Here is a 21225-nt window from a genome sequence, read left to right as displayed (position 1 = left end):
TGCCGGGCGGGGGTAGTCTCGTCGTGTCGGGCAAGTGTCTCGGCAAATGTCTCGGAACGCGTCTCGGTCGGGCGCTCAGGGGGTCCAGCGATAGAGCCAGGTCTCCGACAGGACCCGCTCGCCGCGCTTGAGGATCAGGCGCAGCTCGCAGGCCTTGGCGCTGCCCGGGTCGAGCTCGAAGGAGACCCGCAGGGTCCGCCGCTCCGGGTAAGGGTAGAGGGTGCGCGCGACGATCCGGCCGGGGCTCGCGGAGAGCTCCGCCTCCAGCCCCTCGTCGAAGAGGTCGTCGCCGCTGAAATCGACGAGGAACAGGCGCTGCGCGCCCGCGCCGCCCTTGCCGCTGCGGGTGCCGCAGACCCGGGCCAGCGGCGGCCGCTCGGGCGATTCCCAGCACCAGGACTGCCGGTAGCCGAACTCCTGCTCGGTGCCGGCCGGCAGCGGCCCCTTCGCCCGCCAGTAGGCCAGCACGTTCTCGTTGAACTCGGAATCGCTCGGGATCTCGAGGAGCGTCACCGCGCCCTCGCCCCAGTCGCCCCGCGGCTCCAGCCAGAGGGAGGGCCGCTCCTCCCAGCGCTGTACGTCGTCCTCGAAATCCGCGTAGGCGCGCTCGCGCTGCATCAGCCCGAAGCCTTTCGGGCCGCGGTCGAGGAAGGACGAGATCTGGAGGCTCTCCGGGTTGTGGACCGGCCGCCAGATCGCCTCGCCGCCGCCGTTGCGGATCTGGAGGCCGCTCGCCGCGTAGGCGGCGGCGCGGGCGTCATCGCTGCCGCGCCGGTCGTGGCCGCCGAACAGGTAGGCCGCCTGCATGCCGCCGAGGCCGAGATGATCGAGCGCCTTGCGCGGCACCAGGAAGCCTTCGACCTCCGCCGTGGAGAGGTCGCCGGGGGTGAGCCGGTAGGTGAGGGCGGCCACGCACGACTCCGAGTCGACGATCGCGTGCAGGCTCAGCGCCCCGCCCCTCGGCGCCTCGATGTAGAAGGCCCGGAAGCGGGGGAACTCCTCGCCCCGGGCATCCGCCGGCCGCAGGGTCAGGGAGCGGGCGGTGACGCCGAAGCGCTGCCCGCGGGCGAGCAGGCGGAAGAACGAGGCGCCCTGGAAGACCGCGAACGCGGAGGGGCTTCCGCCGCCGAGGCGCGCCCGTACCCGGAAGCCGGAATAGGCGCGCGGGCTCGGCAGGTCCGGCAGGGCGACCTCGCCGGGCTCGAAGCGGGCCCGGTCGCCGAGGACGGGGTGGATGCGGCCGTCCACGATCAGCGACAGCTCGACGGGCGCGGAGAAGATCGAGCCCCGGGCGAGCGGTTCGATCGCGAAGCCGTGGGCCTCCCCGTCCCAGATCGCGGTGCCGGGCGCCGTGCGGATCGCCTCGTAGCGGTCGCGGGGCAGGCTCCTGAGATCGCCGGCGAGGTCGTCGGCGCCGGGCGCGGCGTAGGCGGCCTTGGCCATCTGCCGGGCGAGGTCGCGCAGGGTCTCCGGGCCGAACGCCGCGCCCGGCGGCAGCAGCCAGTCCGTCCCCTGCGCCGCCCCCTGACCGGCCCCTTGAGCGCCCCCCGCCGCAGCGGCGCCGGGCAGCGCCAGGACGGCGCCGGCCGCGAGGCCCGCCCGCAGGGCACCCGTCAGCACGGCTCGGCGGCTGTGATCCCCGGATCCGGGGATCACCGGATCCATGGAGAGGCGGTCCTCGCCGGGCGGGCAGGGCGATGTCGTCATGCAAGCATCCGTCAGGGCCGGGAGCGCCCTCAACCGGCAGGCGGGGCGGATCGTTGCATGCGGTCTACCACGCGAACGACTGAACCGCGCGTTAAGCCTGCGCTCCGGCCGTGCCGCATCTCGGCTACGTATTCTGCGAGCCCCTCCCGCCCTTGGCCCGACCCGAAAACCGCCGTAGTCCGGCCTGAGTGCGCCCATGCGCAACCCGATTGCGCGAAAGACGCCTCGTGATGCCCGCTCAGCGCCGCCGGCTCGTGGCCGGCCTCGTTCTCCTCGCCCTCGCCCTCGCCCTGTGGGGCTTCGCGTCCCTGCAGACGGGGCGCGTGATCTGGTTCTAGCGGGTCGCCGCGCTCAGGACCGGCCGTGGGCGAGAAAGGCACCGAGGAGGTAGCCCCCCTGAAGGGCCGCCACGTAGGCGAAGGCCATGGCGACGTCGGCGAGGCTCGGGCCCGAGAAGACGATCCGGGACACCGCCCCGAGCAGCAGGACGGCGGCGCTCGACGCGACCACCGCGAAGACGTTGAGGTAGCGTCCGATCAGAAGCCCGGCGAAGGCGAGCAGGCAGATCGTGACCATCGTCACTCCTCGCGGGCAGCCCCGCCGGCCGCACGCATCGCACCCACGACGCGCCTTGTCGCAACAAATAGGCTCCGCCGTCAAACAACATCAGGCGTTGTTGAAGGTTAATTTACCCTGCGTCACGTTCCGTGAAACAATTCTTTCGTAAGATTTTAGCGACTACCTTTCGGCATCCTCGCGTGCGGCGGCCCGTTTGCGCATCCGTCCCGATCGGCTAATCCGTGGCCGAGCCTTCACCCGACAGCGAGCGGACTCGAGCGATGACGATCTCCGACGCGGCCCGGCGCAGCCTCACGGCGATCGTGCTCGCCGCCGGCAAGGGCACCCGGATGCGCTCCGAGACGCCGAAGGTGCTCCATGCCATCGCCGGCCGCTCGATGCTCGGCCACGTGCTCGCCGCCGCGCAGGAGGCCGGTGCAACGCGCATCGCCGTGGTGGTCGAGCCCGGCCGCGCAGACGTCGCCGCCGAGGTCGAGCGGGTGGCACCGGGCGCCAGCACCCATCCCCAGGCCGAGCGCCTCGGCACCGCGCACGCGGTGCTCGCCGCCCGCGCCGCCCTGGAGGAGGCCGCCGACGACGTGATCGTGGCCTTCGGCGACACCCCGCTCATCACCGGCGAGACCCTGGCGCGGCTGCGGGCGCCGCTGGCCGAGGGCGCCGCGGTCGCGGTGCTGGCCTTCGAGGCGGCGGACCCGACGGGCTACGGCCGGGTGCTCACCGACGCCGCCGGCCGCGTCACCGCGATCCGCGAGGAGAAGGACGCGAGCGAGGACGAGCGCCGGGTGCGCCTCGCCAATGCCGGGCTGATGGCGCTCTCCGGCACCCACGCCCTCGCGCTGCTCACGCGGATCGGCAACGACAACGCGGCCGGCGAGTACTACCTGCCCGACGCCGTGGCCCTCGCCGTCGGCGACGAGCTCGGCGTCGCCGTGGTGCGGGTCGAGGAGGCGGAGGCGCAGGGCGTCAACGACCGGGTGCAGCTCTCGGTGGCGGAGGCCGGGATCCAGCGGCGGCTGCGCCGCAGCGCCCAGCTCGGCGGCGTGACCCTCGTGGCGCCGGAGACGGTTTTCCTGAGCTACGACACGGTGTTGGAGCGGGACGTTCTCGTGGAGCCTCACGTGGTGATCGGCCCCCGCGTGCGGGTCGGCGCCGGCTCGGTCATCCACGCCTTCACGCATCTCACCGAGACGCGGCTCGGCGAGGCCGTCAGCATCGGCCCGCACGCGCGCCTGCGGGGCGGGGCGGTGCTGGAGCGGGGCGTCCATCTCGGCAACTTCGTCGAGGTGAAGAACGCCCATCTCAAGGACGGCGCCAAGGCCGCGCATCTCACCTATCTCGGCGACGCCGAAATCGGAGAGGCCGCCAACATCGGCGCCGGCACCATCACCTGCAACTACGACGGCGTCTCCAAGCACCGCACGGTGATCGGACCGGGCGCCTTCATCGGCTCGGACTCGGCCCTCGTCGCGCCGGTGACGATCGGGGCCGGCGCCTACGTGGCGACGGGCTCGGTCGTGACCGAGGACGTGCCCGAGGGCGCGCTCGCCATCGCCCGCTCCCGGCAGTCGAACCGGGAGGGCTGGGCCGAGGCCAAGCGCGCGGCGCTCAGGGCCGCGAAGGCGGACAAAGCCAAGACCTGATGCGGGTTTAGGCGGCCCGGCTCAGGCGCCCTCTCAAGGCCGATGCATCCGACGGTCACGCGAGGCTGGCCCGGACCTGTGCCGTTCCTGTACAGAACCCCCGGCCTGCGGGCAGACAAGGCCCGGTCCGGCATTTGCTCGGCGGCTCCCCGAGACCCAGAGGAACCTTTCATGTGCGGCATCGTGGGCATCGTCGGGCGCGAGGGCGTGGCCGGCCATCTCGTGGAGGCCCTGCGGCGGCTCGAGTACCGGGGCTACGATTCCGCGGGCGTCGCGACGCTGGAGCACGGCCGCCTGGAGCGGCGGCGCGCGGAGGGCAAGCTCGTCAACCTGGAGGCGAAGCTGGCGCAGGCGCCGCTGGCGGGGGCGATCGGCATCGGCCATACCCGCTGGGCCACCCACGGGCGCCCGAACGAGACCAACGCCCACCCCCACGCCACGAAGCGGCTGGCGGTGGTCCATAACGGCATCATCGAGAACTTCCGCGAGCTGAAGGCGGAGCTCGAGGCGGCGGGGGTGCGCTTCGAGAGCCAGACCGACACCGAGGTCGTGGCGCAGCTCGTCAGCCACCTCATGGACGGGGGCCTCGGGCCGGTCGAGGCGGTGGCCGCCGCGCTGCCGCGCCTGCACGGCGCCTTCGCGCTGGGCTTCCTGTTCGCCGGCGGGGAGGACCTGCTGATAGGGGCCCGCCACGGGGCGCCGCTGGCGATCGGCTTCGGCGAGGGGGCGACCTATCTCGGCTCCGACGCGCTGGCGCTCGCCCCCTTCACGAGCGAGCTGACCTACCTGGAGGAGGGCGACTGGGCGATTCTGTCCCGCGCGGGCGCCGAGATCCGGGATGCGGACGGCCGGGCGGTGGAGCGGCCGCGCCAGACCATCGCCACCCAGGCCTACCGGATCGACAAGGGCAACCACCGCCACTTCATGGGCAAGGAGATCCACGAGCAGCCGGAGGTGGTCGGCCGCACGCTCAGCCACTACGTCGACCTCGCCGAGGGCCGGGTGGTGCTGCCCGAGGCGCTGCCCTTCGACTTCGGGAAGCTCAACCGTCTGTATATCACCGCCTGCGGCACGGCCTATTACGCGGGTCTCGTCGCCCGCTACTGGTTCGAGCAGATCGCCCGGCTCCCCGTCGAGATCGACGTGGCCTCGGAGGCCCGCTACCGGGAGGCGCCGCTGGAGCGGGACGGGCTCACCCTCGTCATCTCCCAGTCCGGCGAGACTGCCGACACCCTGGCCTCGCTCCGCTACGCGAAAAGCCAAGGCCAGCACACGCTCTGCGTCGTCAACGTGCCGACCTCGACCATCGCCCGGGAATCCTCCGTGGTGATGCCGACGCTCGCCGGCCCCGAGATCGGGGTCGCCTCGACCAAGGCCTTCGCCTGCCAGCTCACCGTGCTGCTCTGCCTCGCCATCGCCGCCGGGCGCGCACGGGGCACGCTCACGGCGGAGCGCGAGCGGGCGCTGATCGACGCGCTCATCACCGTGCCCGGCCTGATGGCCGAGGCGCTCAAGCAGGAGGGCGAGATCGAGGGGCTCGCCCGCGAGGTCGCCCGCGCCCGCGACGTGCTCTATCTCGGGCGCGGCACCAGCTACCCGATGGCGCTCGAAGGCGCCCTGAAGCTCAAGGAGATCAGCTACATCCACGCGGAAGGCTACGCGGCGGGCGAACTCAAGCACGGGCCGATCGCGCTCATCGACGAGAGCGTGCCGGTGATCGTCATCGCCCCCCATGACGGGGTCTTCGAGAAGACCGTCTCGAACATGCAGGAGGTCGCCGCGCGCGGCGGGCGCATCATCCTGATCGGCGACGCCAAGGGCGCGGCCGAGCACGGGCTCGACACGCTCGCGACGCTGACCATGCCCGATCTCGACGCGACGGTCGCCCCCCTCGTCTACGCCCTGCCGATCCAGCTCATCGCCTACCACACCGCCGTCTTCATGGGGAAAGACGTCGACCAGCCCCGCAACCTCGCCAAGTCCGTCACCGTCGAGTAGGCGCGGCCTCTCGACGCGAACGGGGGAATGATCGATCCGGCCGCTCGCCGGTTGCCCTGGGGAGAGACCCCGAGCGAGAGGCGAGCCGATGCCGGACTTCCCGAGACCCCCGTTCCCCGACCAGCGGCAGCCCATGCCGGGCACGACCGCCGCCATGGACCCGCGGCCCGACCACGGCGAGGACAGCTATCGCGGCTCCGGCCGTCTCGCGGACAAGAAGGCGATCGTCACCGGCGGCGATTCCGGCATCGGCCGAGCGGTGGCGCTGGCCTTCGCCCGCGAGGGCGCCGACGTGCTGATCTCCTACCTCTCCGAGGAGGAGGACGCGCAGGAGACCCGCCGCCTCGTCGAGGAGGCCGGGCGCAAGGCGGTGCTGGTGCCCGGCGACATCAGCGACGCGGGCCACTGCCGGGCCATCGTCGAGCGGGCGGTGGAGGCGTTCGGGCGGGTCGACGTCCTCGTCAACAACGCCGCCCATCAGGCGACCTTCTCGTCGCCCGAGGAGATCAGCGACGCGGAGTGGGAGACGACCTTCGCCGTCAACATCCACGCGATGTTCTACCTGACGAAGGCCGCGCTGCCGCACATGCGCGCGGGGGCCTCGATCATCAACACCACCTCGATCAACGCCGACAGCCCGAGCCCGCAGCTCCTCGCCTACGCGACGACGAAGGGGGCGATCCACAACTTCACCGGCGGCCTCGCGCAGATGCTGGCGGAGCGGGGCATCCGCGTGAACTGCGTCGCCCCCGGCCCGATCTGGACGCCGCTGATCCCGGCGACGATGCCGGCGGAGAAGGTGAAGAGCTTCGGCAGCCAGGTGCCGATGCAGCGCCCCGGCCAGCCCGCCGAGCTCGCTCCGGTCTACGTGATGCTGGCCTCCGACGAGGCGAGCTACGTGACCGGCGCCACCGTGCCGGTGACGGGCGGCAAGCCCTTCATCTGACGGCCCTCTCCAGGACCCGGGATCCCCGCATCCTGTGATCGCAGGATGCGGGGAGGCGCCCTCAGGCCATGGCGTGGCGGCCGCGCCGGGCGGCGACGGCGCCGTCGATCTTGCGGGCGGCCAGCGCGAAGACGGCGGCGAGGGCGAGCATGGCGACGTCGAACCAGACGAAGAGCGGGCTTCCCGAGAAGGGCGGCTGCCACAGCATCACCGCGCTGACGATCGGCACGGCGAGGTAGAGGGCGGCGCAGAGGCCGAAGCCCGAGGCCCAGGCCCGGCGCCGCGCGCGGAAGGCGCAGGCGAGGGCGGTGAGCACCCAGACCCCGAAGAAGGCGCGGATCTCCCAGTCGGCCCGGCCCTCGAGGCCGGCGGGCAGCAGACGGTTGGCCAGGAAGTAGGCCGCGATGCCGGCGGGCATCCCGGCGATGGTGCCGACGTTGAGGATCTCGACGAGGCGCAGTCCGAAGCCCGGCCGCTCGCCGGCGCGCGTCGCCTTATCGTTGGGCAGGCGCGAGACCGTCCAAAGCACGAGGCCGGTGGCGACCATGCCCGTCCCCAGCAGGCCGCACAGGAAGAACAGCACCCGCAGGACCGGCCCGGCGAAGTGCCCCTCGTGCAGGCCGACGAAGACGGTGTAGGTCCGCGCCGCCGGCTGCAGCGCCCCGACGCGGCCGATCTCGGCGCCGCTCACGCCGTCGAAGGCGATCTGCGGGTGCTGGTGGGTCAGGCCGTGGGGCTCCTCGAACACCGCCGTGACGGTGGCGTTGGCATCGCCCGGATTGAGGATCGTCAGCCGCTCCAGGGTCTCGCCCGGCATCGCCTCCAGGGCGCGGGCCACGAGGGGGCCGAGGGGCGTCAGCGGCTCCGGCCGCTTGGCGGGCGGACGCGGGGCGATGATCTGGCCGGTCTCCGCGAAGAAGGTCTGCCGGTCGCCCTTGTAGGCGACGTCGAGCCCCCAGGGCATGTACATCAGGGCGAGGGTGACGAGGCCCGTGTAGGTGATCATGAGGTGGAAGGGCAGGGCGAGCACGCCGGTGACGTTGTGCGCGTCGAGCCAGCTGCGCTGGGCGGCCTTGTCCCGCCGGAAGGTGAAGAGGTCGGCGAAGATGCGCCGGTGCGTGACGATGCCGGAGATCAGCGCCACCAGCATCGCGAAGGCGCAGACGCCCACCACCCAGCGCCCCCAGATCGGCGCCATGTGCAGCTCGAAGTGGAAGCGGTAGAAGAAATCGCCGCCCTTCGTGTCGCGGAGCTTGGCCGGCGCCCCGGTCTCGGGGTCGAGGCTCGCGCGGCCGGGGGTCTCGCCAGGCCGCATCCGCCAGAACACGTCGAGCACCGGCCTGTCGGCGCTCGGCAGGCCGATGAAGGCGTTGCGCGCGCCCGCGGCGTGGGCGGCGAGGTAGGCGCCCCCCACATCCGCCGCCCGGGCAAGCGCCGCGGCATCGAAGACCGCGTGGGGCGCCTGGTCGGGCCGCATCCAGCGGGAGATCGGCTCGCGGTAGTAGCTCGCCGTCCCGGTCACGAAGACGGCGAACAGGATCCAGCCGACGACCAGCCCCGCCCAGCCGTGCAGCCAGGCCATCGATTGGCGGAATCCCTGCTTCATGCGGGCGCTCCCTGTCCGCGATCCCTTACCAGCGGTAGCGCATGGTCGCGTAGACCGTGCGCGGCAGGCCGTAGTAGCACCACGCCTGGAAGACGCAGCTCTGCACGTACCGCTCGTCGAGCAGGTTCTGGACGTTGAGCTGAAGCTGCATACCCTTCAGCGTCGCGTCGAGGTAGCCGAAATCGTAGGAGGCGACCGCGTCGAGGACGTAGTTCGCCGGCACCTGGAAGCTGTTGGCGGCGTCCCCCTGCGATCCGCCGAGATAGCGCACGCCGCCGCCGATTCCGAGCCCGGCGAGGGGACCGGTGAGGAAGCGGTAATCCGCGAACAGCGACACGGTGGTGTCCGGCACCTGGGCCGGGCGCAGCCCGCGCAGGAGCACGGTCTGCCGGGTCGTCTCGTTGACCGTGGTGTTGGTGCCGGCGGAGTTGACGGCATCGATCAGCGAGACGCCGCCGACGAGCGTCAGGCTCTCGCTGAGGTTGGCGCGGGCCTCGAACTCGACGCCCTGCACGCTGACCTCGCCGGTCTGGACCGAGAAGCGGGTGCCGTTGATCGGATCGGGCGAGAGCGCGTTCTGGCGCTTGATGTCGAAGGCGGCCGCGGTGAGCAGGATGTCGGTGCCCGGCGGCTGGTACTTCACGCCGGCCTCGAACTGGCGGCTGGTGATCGGATCGGGCAGGCGGCCGGTGTCGGGGCGGCCGTCGTAGATCAGGCCGGAGACGATCGGCTCGAAGGCCTCCGAGTAGCTGACATACGGCGCGACCCCGCTGTCGAAGAGATAGAGCAGGCTGGCGCGGCCGGTGAAGGCCTCCGCCGGGGCGTCCTGGGTCGAGACGGCACCGGTGGCCAGCGTCCGCGTCGGCCCCGACTGGCGGGCCCAGTCGTAGCGGCCGCCGAGCGTCAGCACGAGGCGGTCGAACTTGATCTGGTCCTGGAAGTAGATGCCGGTCTGCTGGGCGGTGATGTCGGAAAGCGCCGTGAAGGCCGGAAAGGCGATGTTCCGGCCGTAGACCGGGTTCAGCAGGTCCAGGTTCTGGCTGTTCTCGAAGGGCCCGCTCAAGGTCTTGGTGTAGAGCGTGCGGTGGTCGAGCCCCACGAGCACGGTGTGGTCGAAGATCCCGGTGCCGAACTTGGCGACGAGGTTGTTGTCGGTGGTGAAGGCGTCGACCGCGACGTTGGTGCCGCCGACCTGGCGGTTCAGGAAGCGGCCGGCCCAGTTAAAGTTGTTCGCCGAGCTGTCGTAGAGGCTGCGGTAGTCGCCGAGCGTGCGCAGGAAGCGGCCGGTTGAGTGGACCCGCAGGCCTTCGTCGAAGCGGTGGTCGAAGATGTACTGCGCGGAGGCCTGGGTGCGGTCGGAGCGCTCGATGTTCGGGTCGCCGTCGTAGAAGTCCCGCGGCAGGCGGCCGAGGGGGCCGTTGGCGATGCCGAAGTTCGACGGGAACAGAGTGCCCTTGCCCGGCAGCGCGCCGTAGTAGCCCGAATAGGGATCGCGCTGGTAGTTGGCGATGATCGTCAGGCTGGTGTCGAGCGAGGGGCGCCAGGTCAGGCTCGGGTTGATGAAGGCGCGCTCGATCCGGGTGGTGCGCACCGGCCCGTCCGCGTCCCAGCCGCCGGCGATGATGCGGTAGGCGAACTGGTCGGCGCCGGGGCCGCCGCTCGACGGGATCGGGCCGCCGACGTCGACGCCGCCGCGCACGGTGCTGAAGCTGCCGCCCTGCACGAAGATCTCGCCGTGCTGGACGAAGCGGGGCACCTTCGAGACGAGGTTGACGATGCCGCCGGGGCCGGCCTGCCCGTAGAGGATCGAGGACGGGCCCTTGATGATGTCGATGCGCTCGAGCCGGAAGGGGTCGATCGTCGGGAAGGCGTCGCGCCCACCGGGGAGCAGCATGCCGTCGAGATAGATCGGGGCGGAGAAGCCGCGGATGTAGAACTGCTCGAGGCGGGTCGCGCCGGAGGAGCCGCGCTGCTCCGTGGTCACGCTCGGCGTGTAGCGCAGGGCCTGGTTGATGGTGAGCGCGTTCTGGTCCTCGATCTGCTTGCGGCCGACGACCGAGATCGACTGCGCCGTCTCCAGGATCGGGGTGTCGGTCTTGGTGCCGACGCTGCTGCGGCTCGCGACGTAGCCCGGCACCGGTCCCTGCGGCCCGCCGAGCCCGGTCCCGGCGACGGCGTTCGCCGGGCCGGCCGCGCCCTCGACCGCGAGGGTGTCCAGCGTCACCTCTCCGGCCCCCTGGCCGAGCGCCGGAGCGCCGGACCAGGCCAGCACGATGCCCGACAGGATCGTCGAGGACAGCCAGCGGCGGCGGGCCGCGGCGGAGAGGGCGGGGCGGGGATCCAGATCGGGCATGGCGGGTCCGTGGGCGCCCTGCGGGGCGCGTTCTCGCGCCGCCCGACATCCCGCGGGCGGCGGGAGATCACATGCCCGTGAACAGTATCTCCACGCAAGAAATGTGTTTTTTATCTATTCTAAATCGATGTTCAACGGGCCCGTCGATCGAAAGGTCCGTTACGCAGACGTAGAAACCGGTTGATCGGTGAATTCCCGCCACACATGTCTCGTCTCTGTACGGCCCTCGACGTTCCGCACGGGGCCGAGGCCGCCGGCTCGCAGGTCGTCACCGTCCGGATCCCGCCCGCGCCTCCACCTTGTCCTGCTTGACGGCGGCCTCCAGGCGCACGCCCCGGCCCGCCATCAGGATCTCCACCAGGAAGGCGAGGATGGCGGCGACGGTGCAGACCAGGGCGGCGCCGAAGCAGGCGAAGAGCACGGTCGCCGTCGCCGCGTCCCGCAGCGCCCCCACGAACAGCGTCAGCACGGCGACACCGGTCATCACGGCGCCGAGGCAGGCGAGCACCACGGCGATGTCGAGCACCAGGGAGCGCCGGCGCAGATAGGCGAGGCGCCGGGAGAGAAGGGCGGCCTCGTCCCGGTCGCTGCCGGTCAGGCTCGCGGAGAGTGCGTCGACCTTGTCGGCGACCCGGCCGAGACGAGTCGAGAAGACGTTCAAGAGGGTGGCCAGCGCCGACAGCAGGAAGGCCGGGGCGAGCGCGACCTGGATGATGTGGGCGACGCTGTCGAGGGGCGCCGAGCCGAGGGAGGTACCGAACATGCGCCCTCCATAGACCGGACGGGGCCCGGCACCGAAGCGTCTTCGTCCCGCCGGTCCGAGCCGTGCGGGGGTGCCGACCCGGTCTGTCAGGGCGCCGTCGAGCCGATCGGCGAGGTCGGGCAGCTGAGGTGCTGCGGGTTGTCGCTGACGATGCCGGCGTTGCAGCCGGCCTGCACCCCGACGAAGAGCGGCGTGCCGCCGGCGCCCGCCCGGAGATAGCCGATCGGACGGGTCGGGCCGTTCATGTGGCGCGGGTTGGTGCTGACCACCCCGGCATTCACCCGCGGCGCGGTCCCGACATAGAGGGCGCGTCCGCCGGGCGTCGGGGTGGTGGCGCCGATGGGCCGCGTGGCGCAGCCCGCGTAGCGGGGATCGGTGGTGACGACGCTGGCGTTGCAGCCGGCCTGCGTGCCGGCATAGAGCGCCGCGCGCTGGGGCGCCGCGCCAGCCTCCGGATCGGTCTTCGGCACAACCCCGCCGCCGCGGCCCCGGGGATCGTCGCCGGAACGGTCGGGGCCGCGCCCATAGCCGCCCCTGTCCCCGCGGCCGTCATCGTCGCGGCGCTCGTAGCCGCCGGAGCGGCGGTCCGGGCCGCGATCGTCGTACCCGCCGTCGTTGCGGTCGTAGCGGTCGCGGGAGCGGCGCCCGTAGCCCTCGTCCTCCTCGTAGGCGTCGCGCCGGGGCCGGTCGCCGCGATCGTACCCGTACTGGGCGAGCGCGAGGATCGGCTGCGCCAGCAGCAGGGTGGCGAGCGAAGGGAGGAGGAGCCTGCGCATGGTGCGTCCGCCGGTCTTGGAACGGGCCGGGACCATCGCGGGGACAGGGTTAACGAAGCATGACCGGGACCCATGCCTCCCGGCTTGAGCCTGGCCGTTCGAGCGACTACCTGTGCGGTCCCGAAGCCTCGCCTTACGGATTCCCCGCCGCAGGGCACCCTGCCGCGGGCGCGCAGGGTCCGGGCGGGGTCTCGCATGAGAGGGTGTCCGTGACGCCAGTCATCCCGCCGCCGGTTCCGGAGCCGGACGCGACCGCGCCGCGACCGCGGGTGAGCGCCCGGGGGCGGCTGCGCACCTACTTCCTCACCGGCATCATCGTCGCCGGGCCGCTGGCGATCACCATCTACATCACCTGGTGGTTCATCGCGCTCATCGACGGCTGGGTGAAGCCCTGGGTGCCGGCGAGCTACCTGCCGGACCACTACCTGCCGTTCTCGCTGCCCGGCATCGGCCTCGTCATCGCCTTCCTGGCGGTGACGCTGCTCGGCTTCCTCACGGCGAACCTCGTCGGTCGCTCGGTGATCGAGTTCGGCGAGGTGCTGCTCGCCCGGACCCCCGTGATCTCGGGGCTCTACCGGGGCCTGCGGCAGATCTTCGAGACGCTGTTCTCCGCCAACGGCACCTCGTTCCGCACGGTCGGGCTGGTGGAGTTCCCGGTGAAGGGCACCTGGTCGGTGGTGTTCCTCTCGGCGCCGGCCGCGCCCGAGGTGCAGGAGGTGCTGCCGAACGGGAGCGGAGGCGCCGAGGGCGGCGGGCACGAGTATGTCGGCGTCTTTCTGCCCTGCGCGCCGAACCCGACCACGGGGTTCTTCTTCTACCTGCCGCGCTCGGAGATCGTGGAGGTGGCGATCAGCGTCGACGACGCGGCCAAGCTCGTGATGTCGGCGGGCGTCATCCAGCCCGAGGACCATCAGGCTCGCCTGCACGCCATGGCCGGAGCGATGAAGAGCGCCGGCGAGGTCCCTCAGGCCGCCGAGGCACCTTCGAAGCCGGCCCCCGGCCAGCCCTGACGCGGCGGGCGGAGCCCTGCCACGTGCCCCCAGATGCCGGTCAGGTCGGGTCGACCGAGGCGAGAACCGGCTTCAGGGTCGGGGCCGTGGTCTGGACCGCGCTCACCGAGGAGGCGCCGGGGCTCATGAAGCCCGTCGTGGTCTGCGCCGCGAGGAGCAGCGCCAGGGCGAGGCAGAGACCGTTCGCCGCCAGGAACAGGGGCCGGGCGGCCTGCCGCACGGCGAGTGCCACGCCGTCGGTCTCGACGCGCGGCTGAACAGCCGGCTCCGGCCCGTCCGAGATCGGCAGCAGCCAGGCTCCGCCCGTGGCGTCGCTCCAGCCGTCCGAGGAGCCGGGAAGGCGTTGGAATGGTCCGATCATCGGCCTGTCCTCCACATCGTCCGGTGGCCACTGCCTCGAAAAACCCCTTGGGAGGGCTTTTCGTTCAGCGTGCCGTTCATGTTGAGTTAAGGTTCAAATAGGGACGCTTCAAGGCATCATGCCCTCCGCCTGCCCTGCGCACAACCCCGGGCAGGGCGTCCCGCGTGCCGCAGGGCGGCCGCTGTGGGCCTCGCGCCACGCACGTCCCAACGACCCCGGCAGTCCGTCGGCGGATGCCGAGAGCCCGGGACGGCCGCGCGGTCTCCCGCTTCGGACGGGCCCGTCCAGGATGGCGTGTCCCGAACGGGCCCGAGGTCGCGGCGTGCGGACCGACCCCGTCAGCGCGGGCTCGAGACCTCGACGAGGAGGCCGTCGGGAAGCGGGCAGTAGAAGGTCGTCGAGGCGTAGCCGCCGCGGGTGAGGTCCTCGACGGGACCGGGAGTCCAGCCGCCTGCGACGAGCTCGGCATGCTTGGCGCGGACCACGGCCGGCGTCTCGACCAGGAAGCCGACATGGAAGCCGTCCGGGTAGCGCACCGCCGCGTTGCCGGGCCGCATGAGGTTGAGGATGAAGCCGTCGCTGCCGCGCAGCACCGCGAAGTTCGGCCGCGGGGGCGCATCCAGCCGCTCGAAGCCGAAATGGGCGGTGAAGAGGCCGGCGACGCGCGCGACCTCGCGCGTGCCGAGATTGGCGTGATTGAGTTTCATCGATGCGATCCTCGCCCGTCTGTTGCGATCACGGACGTGTGTCGGCGAGGATTCGCTTCCGAGGACCCCGCCGGACACGCGTCGTCCTCGGCCATGACGTCCCGAGGACAGCAACGCTGTCCGGCCGTGGGTCCGTCGCCGAGGCCGAGCCTCGCGCGATGAACAGAACCCCGTCGTGACAGGGCGTGCCGGGCTTACCGATCCGGCCTCTGGTCTTTTTCGGCGCCCGAAGACGTACCCGATTCCGTTTCGGAACGCCACGCTCGAGACGATGCGATGTTCCTGAGCGCGCCTTCACCCGGCCCGGAGCAGACGGATCGCGGCGTCCCGCTCGAACAGGTAGAGCAGGGCGCGCAGGGCCTCGCCCCGCTCGGAGCGCAAGCCGGGATCGCGCTCGACCACGAGGCGGGCGTCGTCGCGGGCGGCCTCCAGGAGGTCGCCGTCGCTCTCGAGCCGCGCCAGGCGGAAGGCCGCCGAGCCGGATTGGCGGGTGCCGAGCACCTCGCCCTCGCCGCGCAGCCTCAGATCCTCCTCGGCGATCCGGAAGCCGTCCTCGGTCTCGCGCATCATCTCGATGCGGGCCTTGGCCACCGCCCCGAGGGGCCCGCGGTAGAGCAGGATGCAGGAGGAATCGCGCGATCCCCGGCCGACCCGGCCCCGGAGCTGGTGGAGCTGGGCGAGGCCGAAGCGCTCGGCGTGCTCGATCACCATGATCGTCGCCTCGGGCACGTCGACGCCGACCTCGACCACCGTGGTCGAGACGAGGATGCGGGTGCGGCCGGTGGCGAAGCTCTCCATGGCCGCGTCCTTCTCCGGCCCGGCGAGGCGCCCGTGGACGAGGCCGACCGCGTCCCCGTAATGCGCCTTGAGATCCTCGAAGCGCTCGGCCGCGGCGGCCAGGTCCGTGAACTCTGATTCGTCGACGAGGGGACAGATCCAGTAGACGCGCTCGCCCCGCTCCATCGCCCGGCCGAGGCCCACCACCACCTCGCCGATGCGCTCGGTCGGCACCGCGAGCGTGCGGATCGGCCGGCGCCCGGCGGGCTTCTCGTCGAGGACGGAGACGTCCATATCGCCGAAGAAGGTCAGCGCCAGGGTGCGGGGGATCGGGGTCGCGGTCATCACCAGCATGTCCACGGCCTCGCCCTTGGCGCCGAGCGCCAGGCGCTGGTGGACACCGAAGCGGTGCTGCTCGTCGACGACGGCGAGGCCGAGGTCGCGGAAGGCGACGCTCTCCTGGAACAGGGCGTGGGTGCCCACCGCCACGTCGATATGGCCGTCCGCGAGGTCGGCGAGGTTCGCCCGGCGCTCGGCGGCCCGGTCGCGGCCGGTGAAGAGGCGCAGGCGCAGCGCCTCCGAGATCGAGGAGAGCCGCTCGAAATGCTGCCGGGCGAGAATCTCGGTCGGCGCCATCAGGGCGGCCTGGCGCCCGGCCTCCACCGCCGAGGCCATGGCGAGCAGCGCCACCGCGGTCTTGCCCGAGCCGACGTCGCCCTGGAGGAGGCGCAGCATCCGCCGGTCGCCTTCCATGTCGGCGCGAATCTCCTTCAGCGACCGCGCCTGCGCGCCGGTGAGCGCGAAGGGCAGGGCGGCCTCGATCCGGCCGGAGAGCGCGCCGTCGCCGGCGTTGCGGCGGCCGGGCTTGCGCCGCTGCCGGGCGCGGGTGAGGGCAAGCGCGAGCTGCGAGGCGAGAAGCTCGTCGTAGGCGAGGCGCCGCCGGGCGGGGCTCGCGGGGGGCGGCGGCGAGAGGGGATCGTCGCCCGCGGGACGGCGGGGGGAGGCCTCCTCCGGCCGGTGCTCGGCCTTCAGCGCCTCGGCGAAGCTCGGGAAGCCGTTCTTGCGCATCCAGGCGGCGTCCTGCCACTCGGGCAGCACCGGCAGACGGTCGAGGGCGGCGAGCGCCAGCTTGCCGATGGCCCGCGAGGTCAGGCCCTCGGTGGCGCCGTAGACCGGCTCGACGGCAGGGAGGTCGGCGAGCCCCTCCGCGTCGGTGATCCGGGAGGGGTGCACCATCTGGCGCTGCCCGTCCCAGAGGTCGATGCGTCCGGAGACGTAGCGATGCGCGCCGAGCGGCAGCATCTTCTCGACGCGCGCCCGCGGCATCCCGAAGAAGACGAGGGTCACGTCGCCGGTCTCGTCCTCCACGAGCACCCGGTGCGGGCGCCGCCCGGCGCCGGGCTGCGGCGGACGGTGGGCGGCGACGGTGACGCCCAGCGTCACCGGCTCGCCCACCGGCGCTTCAGCGATCGAGCCCTGGAGCGCCCGGGAGACGCCCCCCTGCGGCAGGTGGAACAGCAGGTCGAGGACGCGGGCCGGCCGCTCCGGCGTCCCGAGCAGGCGCTCGATGAGGGGGGCGAGCTTCGGCCCGACGCCGGGCAGGCGCCGCGCCTCCGCGAAGAGCGGGTCGAGCAGGCTCGGCCGCAAAGGCGGAGCATGGGGCGGTGCGTTGGGCGCGGCGGCGTCGCGGGGGGCGGGGGGCGGCTCTGTCATCGGGGGGCGCGGGCGTCCGCGGGACGCCGCGGCGGCTCCTTATAGCGCGCCGGCCGCCAAAGGCTCCTTAAACGAAAGCCCCGGGGCGCCGCACACGTCCCGTGATCCGGGGATCACGGGAGCGGAGGAGAGAGGGATCGCAGGATCACGGGACGAAACCGCGGAAATCGTCGCGTCCGCGGACCCGCGCGGCGTTCGGCGGGGTTGCCAGGATCGGCGGGCAGGGCCAGGAACGCCCGCCTGCCGAGCAACGGCGAAACATCCGCGCGGAGCCGACCGCCGGAACGACCAGCACGGAACCCATCCATGTCCGGCACCACGCGCTCCAGCGCCGATCTCGACCCACGGCGGCGCCGCACCCTGTTCCGGGCCTGGCACCGGGGCATCCGTGAGATGGACCTGATCATGGGCCGCTTCGCGGATGCGGAGATCGGCGCGCTCTCGGAGGCCGAGCTCGACGATTTCGAGGCGCTGATCGAGGTGCCCGACCGCGACCTGTTCCGCTGGCTCACCGGCGAGAGCCCCACGCCGGAGAACTACGACACGCAAGTCTGGCGGCGCCTCAAGGCGTTCCACCGCCACGACGCGCCGATCCACGGCTGAGCCTCCCCAACCCACCGACACCGAGCCGATGGCCAAGACCAAAACCGCCCCTGCGCCCGCTCCGAAGCCCTCGCCCAAGCCCCCGGCGGCCCGCTTCGCCCTGCCGAAATCCTCCGCGCTCGCCAAGGCCCTGGAGCTGATCCGGCGCGGCGAGAGCCCGGTGCTCTCGCAGGTGCCGGACGGCTTCGACGCGCTGGTCGCCGCCGACCTCGCCCGCACCCTCGGCGCCGGCTTCGAGGGGCCGGCGGTGCTCGTGCACGTCGCCCGCGATTCCGCCCGCTCCAACGCCTTCCAGGGAGCGCTGCGCTTCGTGGCGCCGGAGCTCGACGTGATGAGCTTTCCCGCCTGGGACTGCCAGCCCTACGACCGGGTCTCGCCGAACACCGGCATCGCCGCGCAGCGCATGACGGCGCTCTCGCGGCTCGTGCGCGGTCGCTCCTCGGAGGAGGCGCCGCGCATTCTCTGCACCACGGTCAATGCCCTCACCCAGCGGGTGCCGCCGCGGGGGCGGATCGCGTCCGAGACCTTCTCGGCGGCGATCGGCAACGTCGTCCCCATGGACCAGATCGTCGCCTGGGCCGAGGCCAACGGTTTCTTGCGCACGGGGACGGTGCGTGACACGGGCGAGTACGCCGTGCGCGGCGGCATCCTCGACCTGTCGCCGCCGGGGCTCCCGAACCCGATCCGCCTCGACTTCTTCGGCGACACCTTGGAGACGATCCGCGCCTTCGACCCCGAGACGCAGAGGACGGTGGGCTCGCTCCGCTCCCTCGACCTCGTGCCGATGAGCGAGGTGCAGCTCACCACCGAGACGATCCGGCGCTTCCGCCAGGGCTACGTCGCGAGTTTCGGCGCCGCCACCCGCGACGACCGCCTCTACGAGACCGTGAGCGAGGGCCGCCGCTACGCCGGGCTCGAGCACTGGATGCCGCTCTTCTACGAGCGCCTCGACACCCTGTTCGACTACGTCTCCGGCGTGCCGATCCTGCTCGACGCCCGCGCCGAGGAGGCGGCGGCCGAGCGCCTGGCGCTGATCGGCGACTACTACGAGGCCCGCCGCGACGCCGCGCCCCAGGCCGGCGTCGCCCCCTACAAGCCCTTATCCCCGGACCGGCTCTACCTCTCCTCGGAAGAGTGGGCCTCGCGCCTCGACGGCGCCGTGAGCGTGCATCTGGAGCCCTTCGAGGCCCCCGAGGGCGGCAGGCGGCCGGTGGTGCCCTGCGGCGGCAAGCCGGGGCGCAGCTTCGCCCCGGAGCGGGCGAACGAGTCGGCCAGCGTGTTCGACGCGGCCGCCGCCCATATCCGCGACCTGCAAGGATCCGGTCATCACGTGATCCTGGGATCCTGGTCCGAGGGCTCGCGGGACCGGCTCTCCGGCGTGCTCGCCGACCACGGCCTCAGGAAGCCCGTCGCCATCACCCGCCTGCCCGACGTCTACGCGCTGAAGCGCGGCAGCGACATCGCCTCCGCCGTCTGGGGCCTGGAGGCGGGCTTCACCGCGGGCGAGCTGGCGGTCGTCTCCGAGGGCGACATCCTCGGCGACCGGCTGGTGCGCCAGAAGCGCAAGATGAAGCGCCCCCAGGACGTGATCTTGGAAGTGCAGGCGCTCCAGCCCGGCGATCTCGTGGTCCATGCCGATCACGGCATCGGCCGCTTCATCGGGCTGAAGACCGTCACCGCGGCGGACGCTCCCCACGACTGCCTGGAGCTGCAATACGCCACCGGCCTGCTGCTGCTGCCGGTGGAGAACATCGAGCTTCTGACCCGCTACGGCTCCGAGGACGCGGAGGTGCCCCTCGACCGGCTCGGCGGCGGCGCCTGGCAGGCGCGCAAGGCGCGCATGAAGAAGCGCATCCTCGAGATGGCCGGCGCGCTGATCAAGGTCGCCGCCGAGCGCTTCCTGAAGCCCGCCCCCCATCTCAAGGCGCCGGAGGGGCTCTACGAGGAGTTCGCAGCCCGCTTCCCCTTCGAGGAGACCGAGGACCAGGCGGGCGCCATCAACGCGGTGCTCGACGACCTCGACGCAGGCCGGCCCATGGACCGGCTCGTCTGCGGCGATGTCGGCTTCGGCAAGACCGAGGTGGCCCTGCGCGCCGCCTTCGCGGCAGCGATCTCGGGCCGTCAGGTCGCGGTGGTGGTGCCGACGACGCTGCTCGCCCGCCAGCACCACCGCACCTTCGCCGAGCGCTTCAAGGGCCTGCCGGTGCGGGTCGCCCAGCTCTCCCGCTTCGTCTCGGCGGGCGAGCAGCGGGAGGTGCGGGCGGGGCTCGCGGACGGCACTGTCGACATCGTCGTCGGCACCCACGCGCTGCTCGCCAAGAACGTGGCCTTCAGGCAGCTCGGCCTCATCATCGTCGACGAGGAGCAGCATTTCGGCGTCACCCACAAGGAGCGGCTGAAGGCGCTTCAAGCCGACGTGCACGTGCTCACGCTCTCCGCGACCCCGATCCCCCGCACCCTCCAGCTCGCCATGACCGGGGTTCGCGAGCTCTCGATCATCGCCACGCCCCCCGTCGACCGGCTCGCGGTGCGCACCTCCGTGACGCCCTTCGACCCGCTGCTGATCCGCGAGGCGCTGCTGCGCGAGCGCTACCGGGGCGGCCAGGCCTTCTACGTGGTGCCGCGCATCGAGGACCTCGACGAGGTCAAGCGCTTCCTCGACCGGGAGATGCCCGAGACCAAGGTGGCCGTCGCCCACGGGCAGATGGCGGCGGGCCAGCTCGAGGACGTGATGACGGCCTTCTACGAGGGCAAGTTCGACGTGCTGCTTTCCACCACCATCGTCGAGTCGGGCCTCGACATCCCCACTGCCAACACGCTCATCGTCCACCGGGCGGACATGTTCGGCCTCGCCCAGCTCTACCAGCTGCGCGGCCGGGTCGGCCGCTCGAAGGCGCGCGCCTATGCGCTCTTCACGACGCCGGCCAACCGCAACCTGACGGTCCAGGCGGAGAAGCGCCTCGGGGTGCTCCAGAGCCTCGACACGCTGGGGGCCGGCTTCCAGCTCGCGAGCCATGACCTCGACATCCGCGGCGCCGGCAACCTCCTCGGCGACGAGCAGTCCGGCCACATCAAGGAGGTCGGCTACGAGCTCTACCAGCAGATGCTGGAGGACGCCGTCACCGCGCTCAAGGCCGGCATCGAGGAGCCCGTGGAGGAGGCCTGGTCCCCGAGCATCGCGCTCGGCGCCCCCGTCACCATCCCCGAGGAGTACGTCGCCGATCTCGGCGTGCGCCTCGGCCTCTACCGGCGCCTCTCGACGCTCCAGGACGACACGGAGATGGAGGCCTTCGGCTCCGAGCTGATCGACCGCTTCGGGCCGCTGCCGCCGGAGGTGGAGCAGTTGCTGCGCATCGTCACGATCAAGCACCTCTGCCGGACCGCCAACATCGCCAAGGTCGAGGCGGGCCCGAAGGGCGTGGTGGTGCATTTCCGCGACCGCAGCTTCGCCAACCCGCAGGGGCTCGTGGCCTACGTTGCGGGACAGGCCTCCTTCGCCAAGGTCCGGCCCGACATGAGCGTCGTCTTCATCCGCGAGCTCGACTCCGTGCCGGAGCGCCTGAAGGTCACGACGGGGCTCCTGCGCGACCTCGTGAAGATCGCGCAGCGCCCGAAGAAAGCGGCTTAAAGGCCTGTCAGATCTGAATGTCCTCGCCCGGACGCATCGTCCGCGGCGAGGAGGGGCG

The 21225-nt window shown here is 72.1% G+C and carries 15 protein-coding genes; 6 read left to right on the top strand and 9 right to left on the bottom strand.

What is annotated here, in order from left to right; genetic code table 11:
- Window positions 1–75 precede the first annotated feature (75 nt).
- Together MFF04_RS17480 and MFF04_RS17475 are read right to left on the bottom strand one after the other, a co-directional pair.
- On the bottom strand, window positions 76–1707 hold the full coding sequence (locus tag MFF04_RS17480; RefSeq protein WP_238277651.1) for an OpgD/OpgG family glucan biosynthesis protein: 1632 nt from the start codon (window positions 1705–1707) through the stop codon (window positions 76–78).
- Window positions 1708–2058: 351 nt separating this feature from the next.
- Entirely contained in the window at window positions 2059–2283 is a 225-nt protein-coding gene (locus MFF04_RS17475) for a hypothetical protein (protein ID WP_238277649.1), read from the bottom strand.
- Window positions 2284–2546: 263 nt separating this feature from the next.
- Between MFF04_RS17475 and glmU the strand changes: the two genes are divergently transcribed.
- The 3 genes from glmU to MFF04_RS17460 all read left to right on the top strand — a co-directional run bounded on the left by glmU (window position 2547) and on the right by MFF04_RS17460 (window position 6870).
- Window positions 2547–3926, top strand: a complete 1380-nt coding sequence (gene glmU, locus MFF04_RS17470) for a bifunctional UDP-N-acetylglucosamine diphosphorylase/glucosamine-1-phosphate N-acetyltransferase GlmU (protein WP_238277647.1) — start codon at window positions 2547–2549, stop codon at window positions 3924–3926.
- A 171-nt stretch (window positions 3927–4097) separates the two neighbouring features.
- The gene (gene glmS, locus MFF04_RS17465; protein ID WP_238277645.1) at window positions 4098–5924 is read left to right on the top strand and encodes a glutamine--fructose-6-phosphate transaminase (isomerizing); all 1827 of its coding nucleotides are present in this window, start codon (window positions 4098–4100) and stop codon (window positions 5922–5924) included.
- A gap of 88 nt (window positions 5925–6012) precedes the next feature.
- Entirely contained in the window at window positions 6013–6870 is an 858-nt protein-coding gene (locus tag MFF04_RS17460; RefSeq protein ID WP_238277643.1) for an SDR family oxidoreductase, read from the top strand.
- Window positions 6871–6931: 61 nt separating this feature from the next.
- On the opposite strand, the gene MFF04_RS17455 is transcribed toward MFF04_RS17460, so the two are convergent.
- The 4 genes from MFF04_RS17455 to MFF04_RS17440 form a co-directional block, all read right to left on the bottom strand.
- Window positions 6932–8476, bottom strand: a complete 1545-nt coding sequence (locus tag MFF04_RS17455) for a PepSY-associated TM helix domain-containing protein (protein WP_238277641.1) — start codon at window positions 8474–8476, stop codon at window positions 6932–6934.
- A gap of 25 nt (window positions 8477–8501) precedes the next feature.
- Window positions 8502–10829 carry a TonB-dependent siderophore receptor gene (locus MFF04_RS17450; protein WP_238277639.1) on the bottom strand — a complete coding sequence of 776 codons (2328 nt, stop codon included), beginning with the start codon at window positions 10827–10829 and terminating at the stop codon, window positions 8502–8504.
- A 268-nt stretch (window positions 10830–11097) separates the two neighbouring features.
- On the bottom strand, window positions 11098–11592 hold the full coding sequence (locus MFF04_RS17445) for a DUF2721 domain-containing protein (protein ID WP_238277637.1): 495 nt from the start codon (window positions 11590–11592) through the stop codon (window positions 11098–11100).
- Between the two features lie 86 nt (window positions 11593–11678).
- Window positions 11679–12368 carry a hypothetical protein gene (locus MFF04_RS17440; RefSeq protein WP_238277635.1) on the bottom strand — a complete coding sequence of 230 codons (690 nt, stop codon included), beginning with the start codon at window positions 12366–12368 and terminating at the stop codon, window positions 11679–11681.
- Between the two features lie 209 nt (window positions 12369–12577).
- On the opposite strand from MFF04_RS17440, the gene MFF04_RS17435 reads away from it, so the two are divergent.
- Complete coding sequence (locus MFF04_RS17435; RefSeq protein WP_238277633.1) at window positions 12578–13378, top strand: DUF502 domain-containing protein; 801 nt, start codon at window positions 12578–12580, stop codon at window positions 13376–13378.
- Window positions 13379–13418: 40 nt separating this feature from the next.
- Here the strand turns inward: MFF04_RS17435 and MFF04_RS17430 are convergent, their stop codons facing one another.
- The 3 genes from MFF04_RS17430 to recG form a co-directional block, all read right to left on the bottom strand.
- On the bottom strand, window positions 13419–13739 hold the full coding sequence (locus MFF04_RS17430) for a hypothetical protein (RefSeq protein ID WP_238277631.1): 321 nt from the start codon (window positions 13737–13739) through the stop codon (window positions 13419–13421).
- 338 nt (window positions 13740–14077) lie between these two features.
- Window positions 14078–14446: a VOC family protein gene (locus MFF04_RS17425; RefSeq protein ID WP_238277629.1), complete on the bottom strand. Its 369-nt coding sequence runs from the start codon at window positions 14444–14446 to the stop codon at window positions 14078–14080.
- A 294-nt stretch (window positions 14447–14740) separates the two neighbouring features.
- A complete protein-coding gene (gene recG, locus MFF04_RS17420; RefSeq protein ID WP_238277627.1) occupies window positions 14741–16936 on the bottom strand; it encodes an ATP-dependent DNA helicase RecG in 2196 nt (731 codons plus the stop codon).
- A gap of 306 nt (window positions 16937–17242) precedes the next feature.
- Here recG and MFF04_RS17415 point away from each other — a divergent pair, with 306 nt between their 5' ends.
- Together MFF04_RS17415 and mfd are read left to right on the top strand one after the other, a co-directional pair.
- Window positions 17243–17539, top strand: coding sequence for an FAD assembly factor SdhE (locus MFF04_RS17415; protein WP_238277625.1), 297 nt, complete (start codon window positions 17243–17245; stop codon window positions 17537–17539).
- A gap of 28 nt (window positions 17540–17567) precedes the next feature.
- On the top strand, window positions 17568–21167 hold the full coding sequence (mfd, locus tag MFF04_RS17410; protein ID WP_238277623.1) for a transcription-repair coupling factor: 3600 nt from the start codon (window positions 17568–17570) through the stop codon (window positions 21165–21167).
- Window positions 21168–21225: the final 58 nt, after the last annotated feature.

Source organism: Methylobacterium jeotgali (assembly GCF_022179345.1).
GTDB classification, from domain to species: Bacteria; Pseudomonadota; Alphaproteobacteria; order Rhizobiales; family Beijerinckiaceae; genus Methylobacterium; species Methylobacterium jeotgali.
Note: the sequence above shows the minus strand (reverse complement) of the source record. Positions and strands in the feature narration are given on the sequence as shown.

Bases quoted from the DNA above. Each gene is read 5' to 3' on its own strand.
- MFF04_RS17480 (WP_238277651.1), bottom strand. From the start codon at position 1,707: ATGACGACATCGCCCTGCCCGCCCGGCGAGGACCGCCTCTCCATGGAT.
- MFF04_RS17475 (WP_238277649.1), bottom strand. From the start codon at position 2,283: ATGGTCACGATCTGCCTGCTCGCCTTCGCCGGGCTTCTGATCGGACGC.
- glmU (WP_238277647.1), top strand. From the start codon at position 2,547: ATGACGATCTCCGACGCGGCCCGGCGCAGCCTCACGGCGATCGTGCTC.
- glmS (WP_238277645.1), top strand. From the start codon at position 4,098: ATGTGCGGCATCGTGGGCATCGTCGGGCGCGAGGGCGTGGCCGGCCAT.
- MFF04_RS17460 (WP_238277643.1), top strand. From the start codon at position 6,013: ATGCCGGACTTCCCGAGACCCCCGTTCCCCGACCAGCGGCAGCCCATG.
- MFF04_RS17455 (WP_238277641.1), bottom strand. From the start codon at position 8,476: ATGAAGCAGGGATTCCGCCAATCGATGGCCTGGCTGCACGGCTGGGCG.
- MFF04_RS17450 (WP_238277639.1), bottom strand. From the start codon at position 10,829: ATGCCCGATCTGGATCCCCGCCCCGCCCTCTCCGCCGCGGCCCGCCGC.
- MFF04_RS17445 (WP_238277637.1), bottom strand. From the start codon at position 11,592: ATGTTCGGTACCTCCCTCGGCTCGGCGCCCCTCGACAGCGTCGCCCAC.
- MFF04_RS17440 (WP_238277635.1), bottom strand. From the start codon at position 12,368: ATGCGCAGGCTCCTCCTCCCTTCGCTCGCCACCCTGCTGCTGGCGCAG.
- MFF04_RS17430 (WP_238277631.1), bottom strand. From the start codon at position 13,739: ATGATCGGACCATTCCAACGCCTTCCCGGCTCCTCGGACGGCTGGAGC.
- MFF04_RS17425 (WP_238277629.1), bottom strand. From the start codon at position 14,446: ATGAAACTCAATCACGCCAATCTCGGCACGCGCGAGGTCGCGCGCGTC.
- recG (WP_238277627.1), bottom strand. From the start codon at position 16,936: ATGACAGAGCCGCCCCCCGCCCCCCGCGACGCCGCCGCGCCCAACGCA.
- MFF04_RS17415 (WP_238277625.1), top strand. From the start codon at position 17,243: ATGTCCGGCACCACGCGCTCCAGCGCCGATCTCGACCCACGGCGGCGC.
- mfd (WP_238277623.1), top strand. From the start codon at position 17,568: ATGGCCAAGACCAAAACCGCCCCTGCGCCCGCTCCGAAGCCCTCGCCC.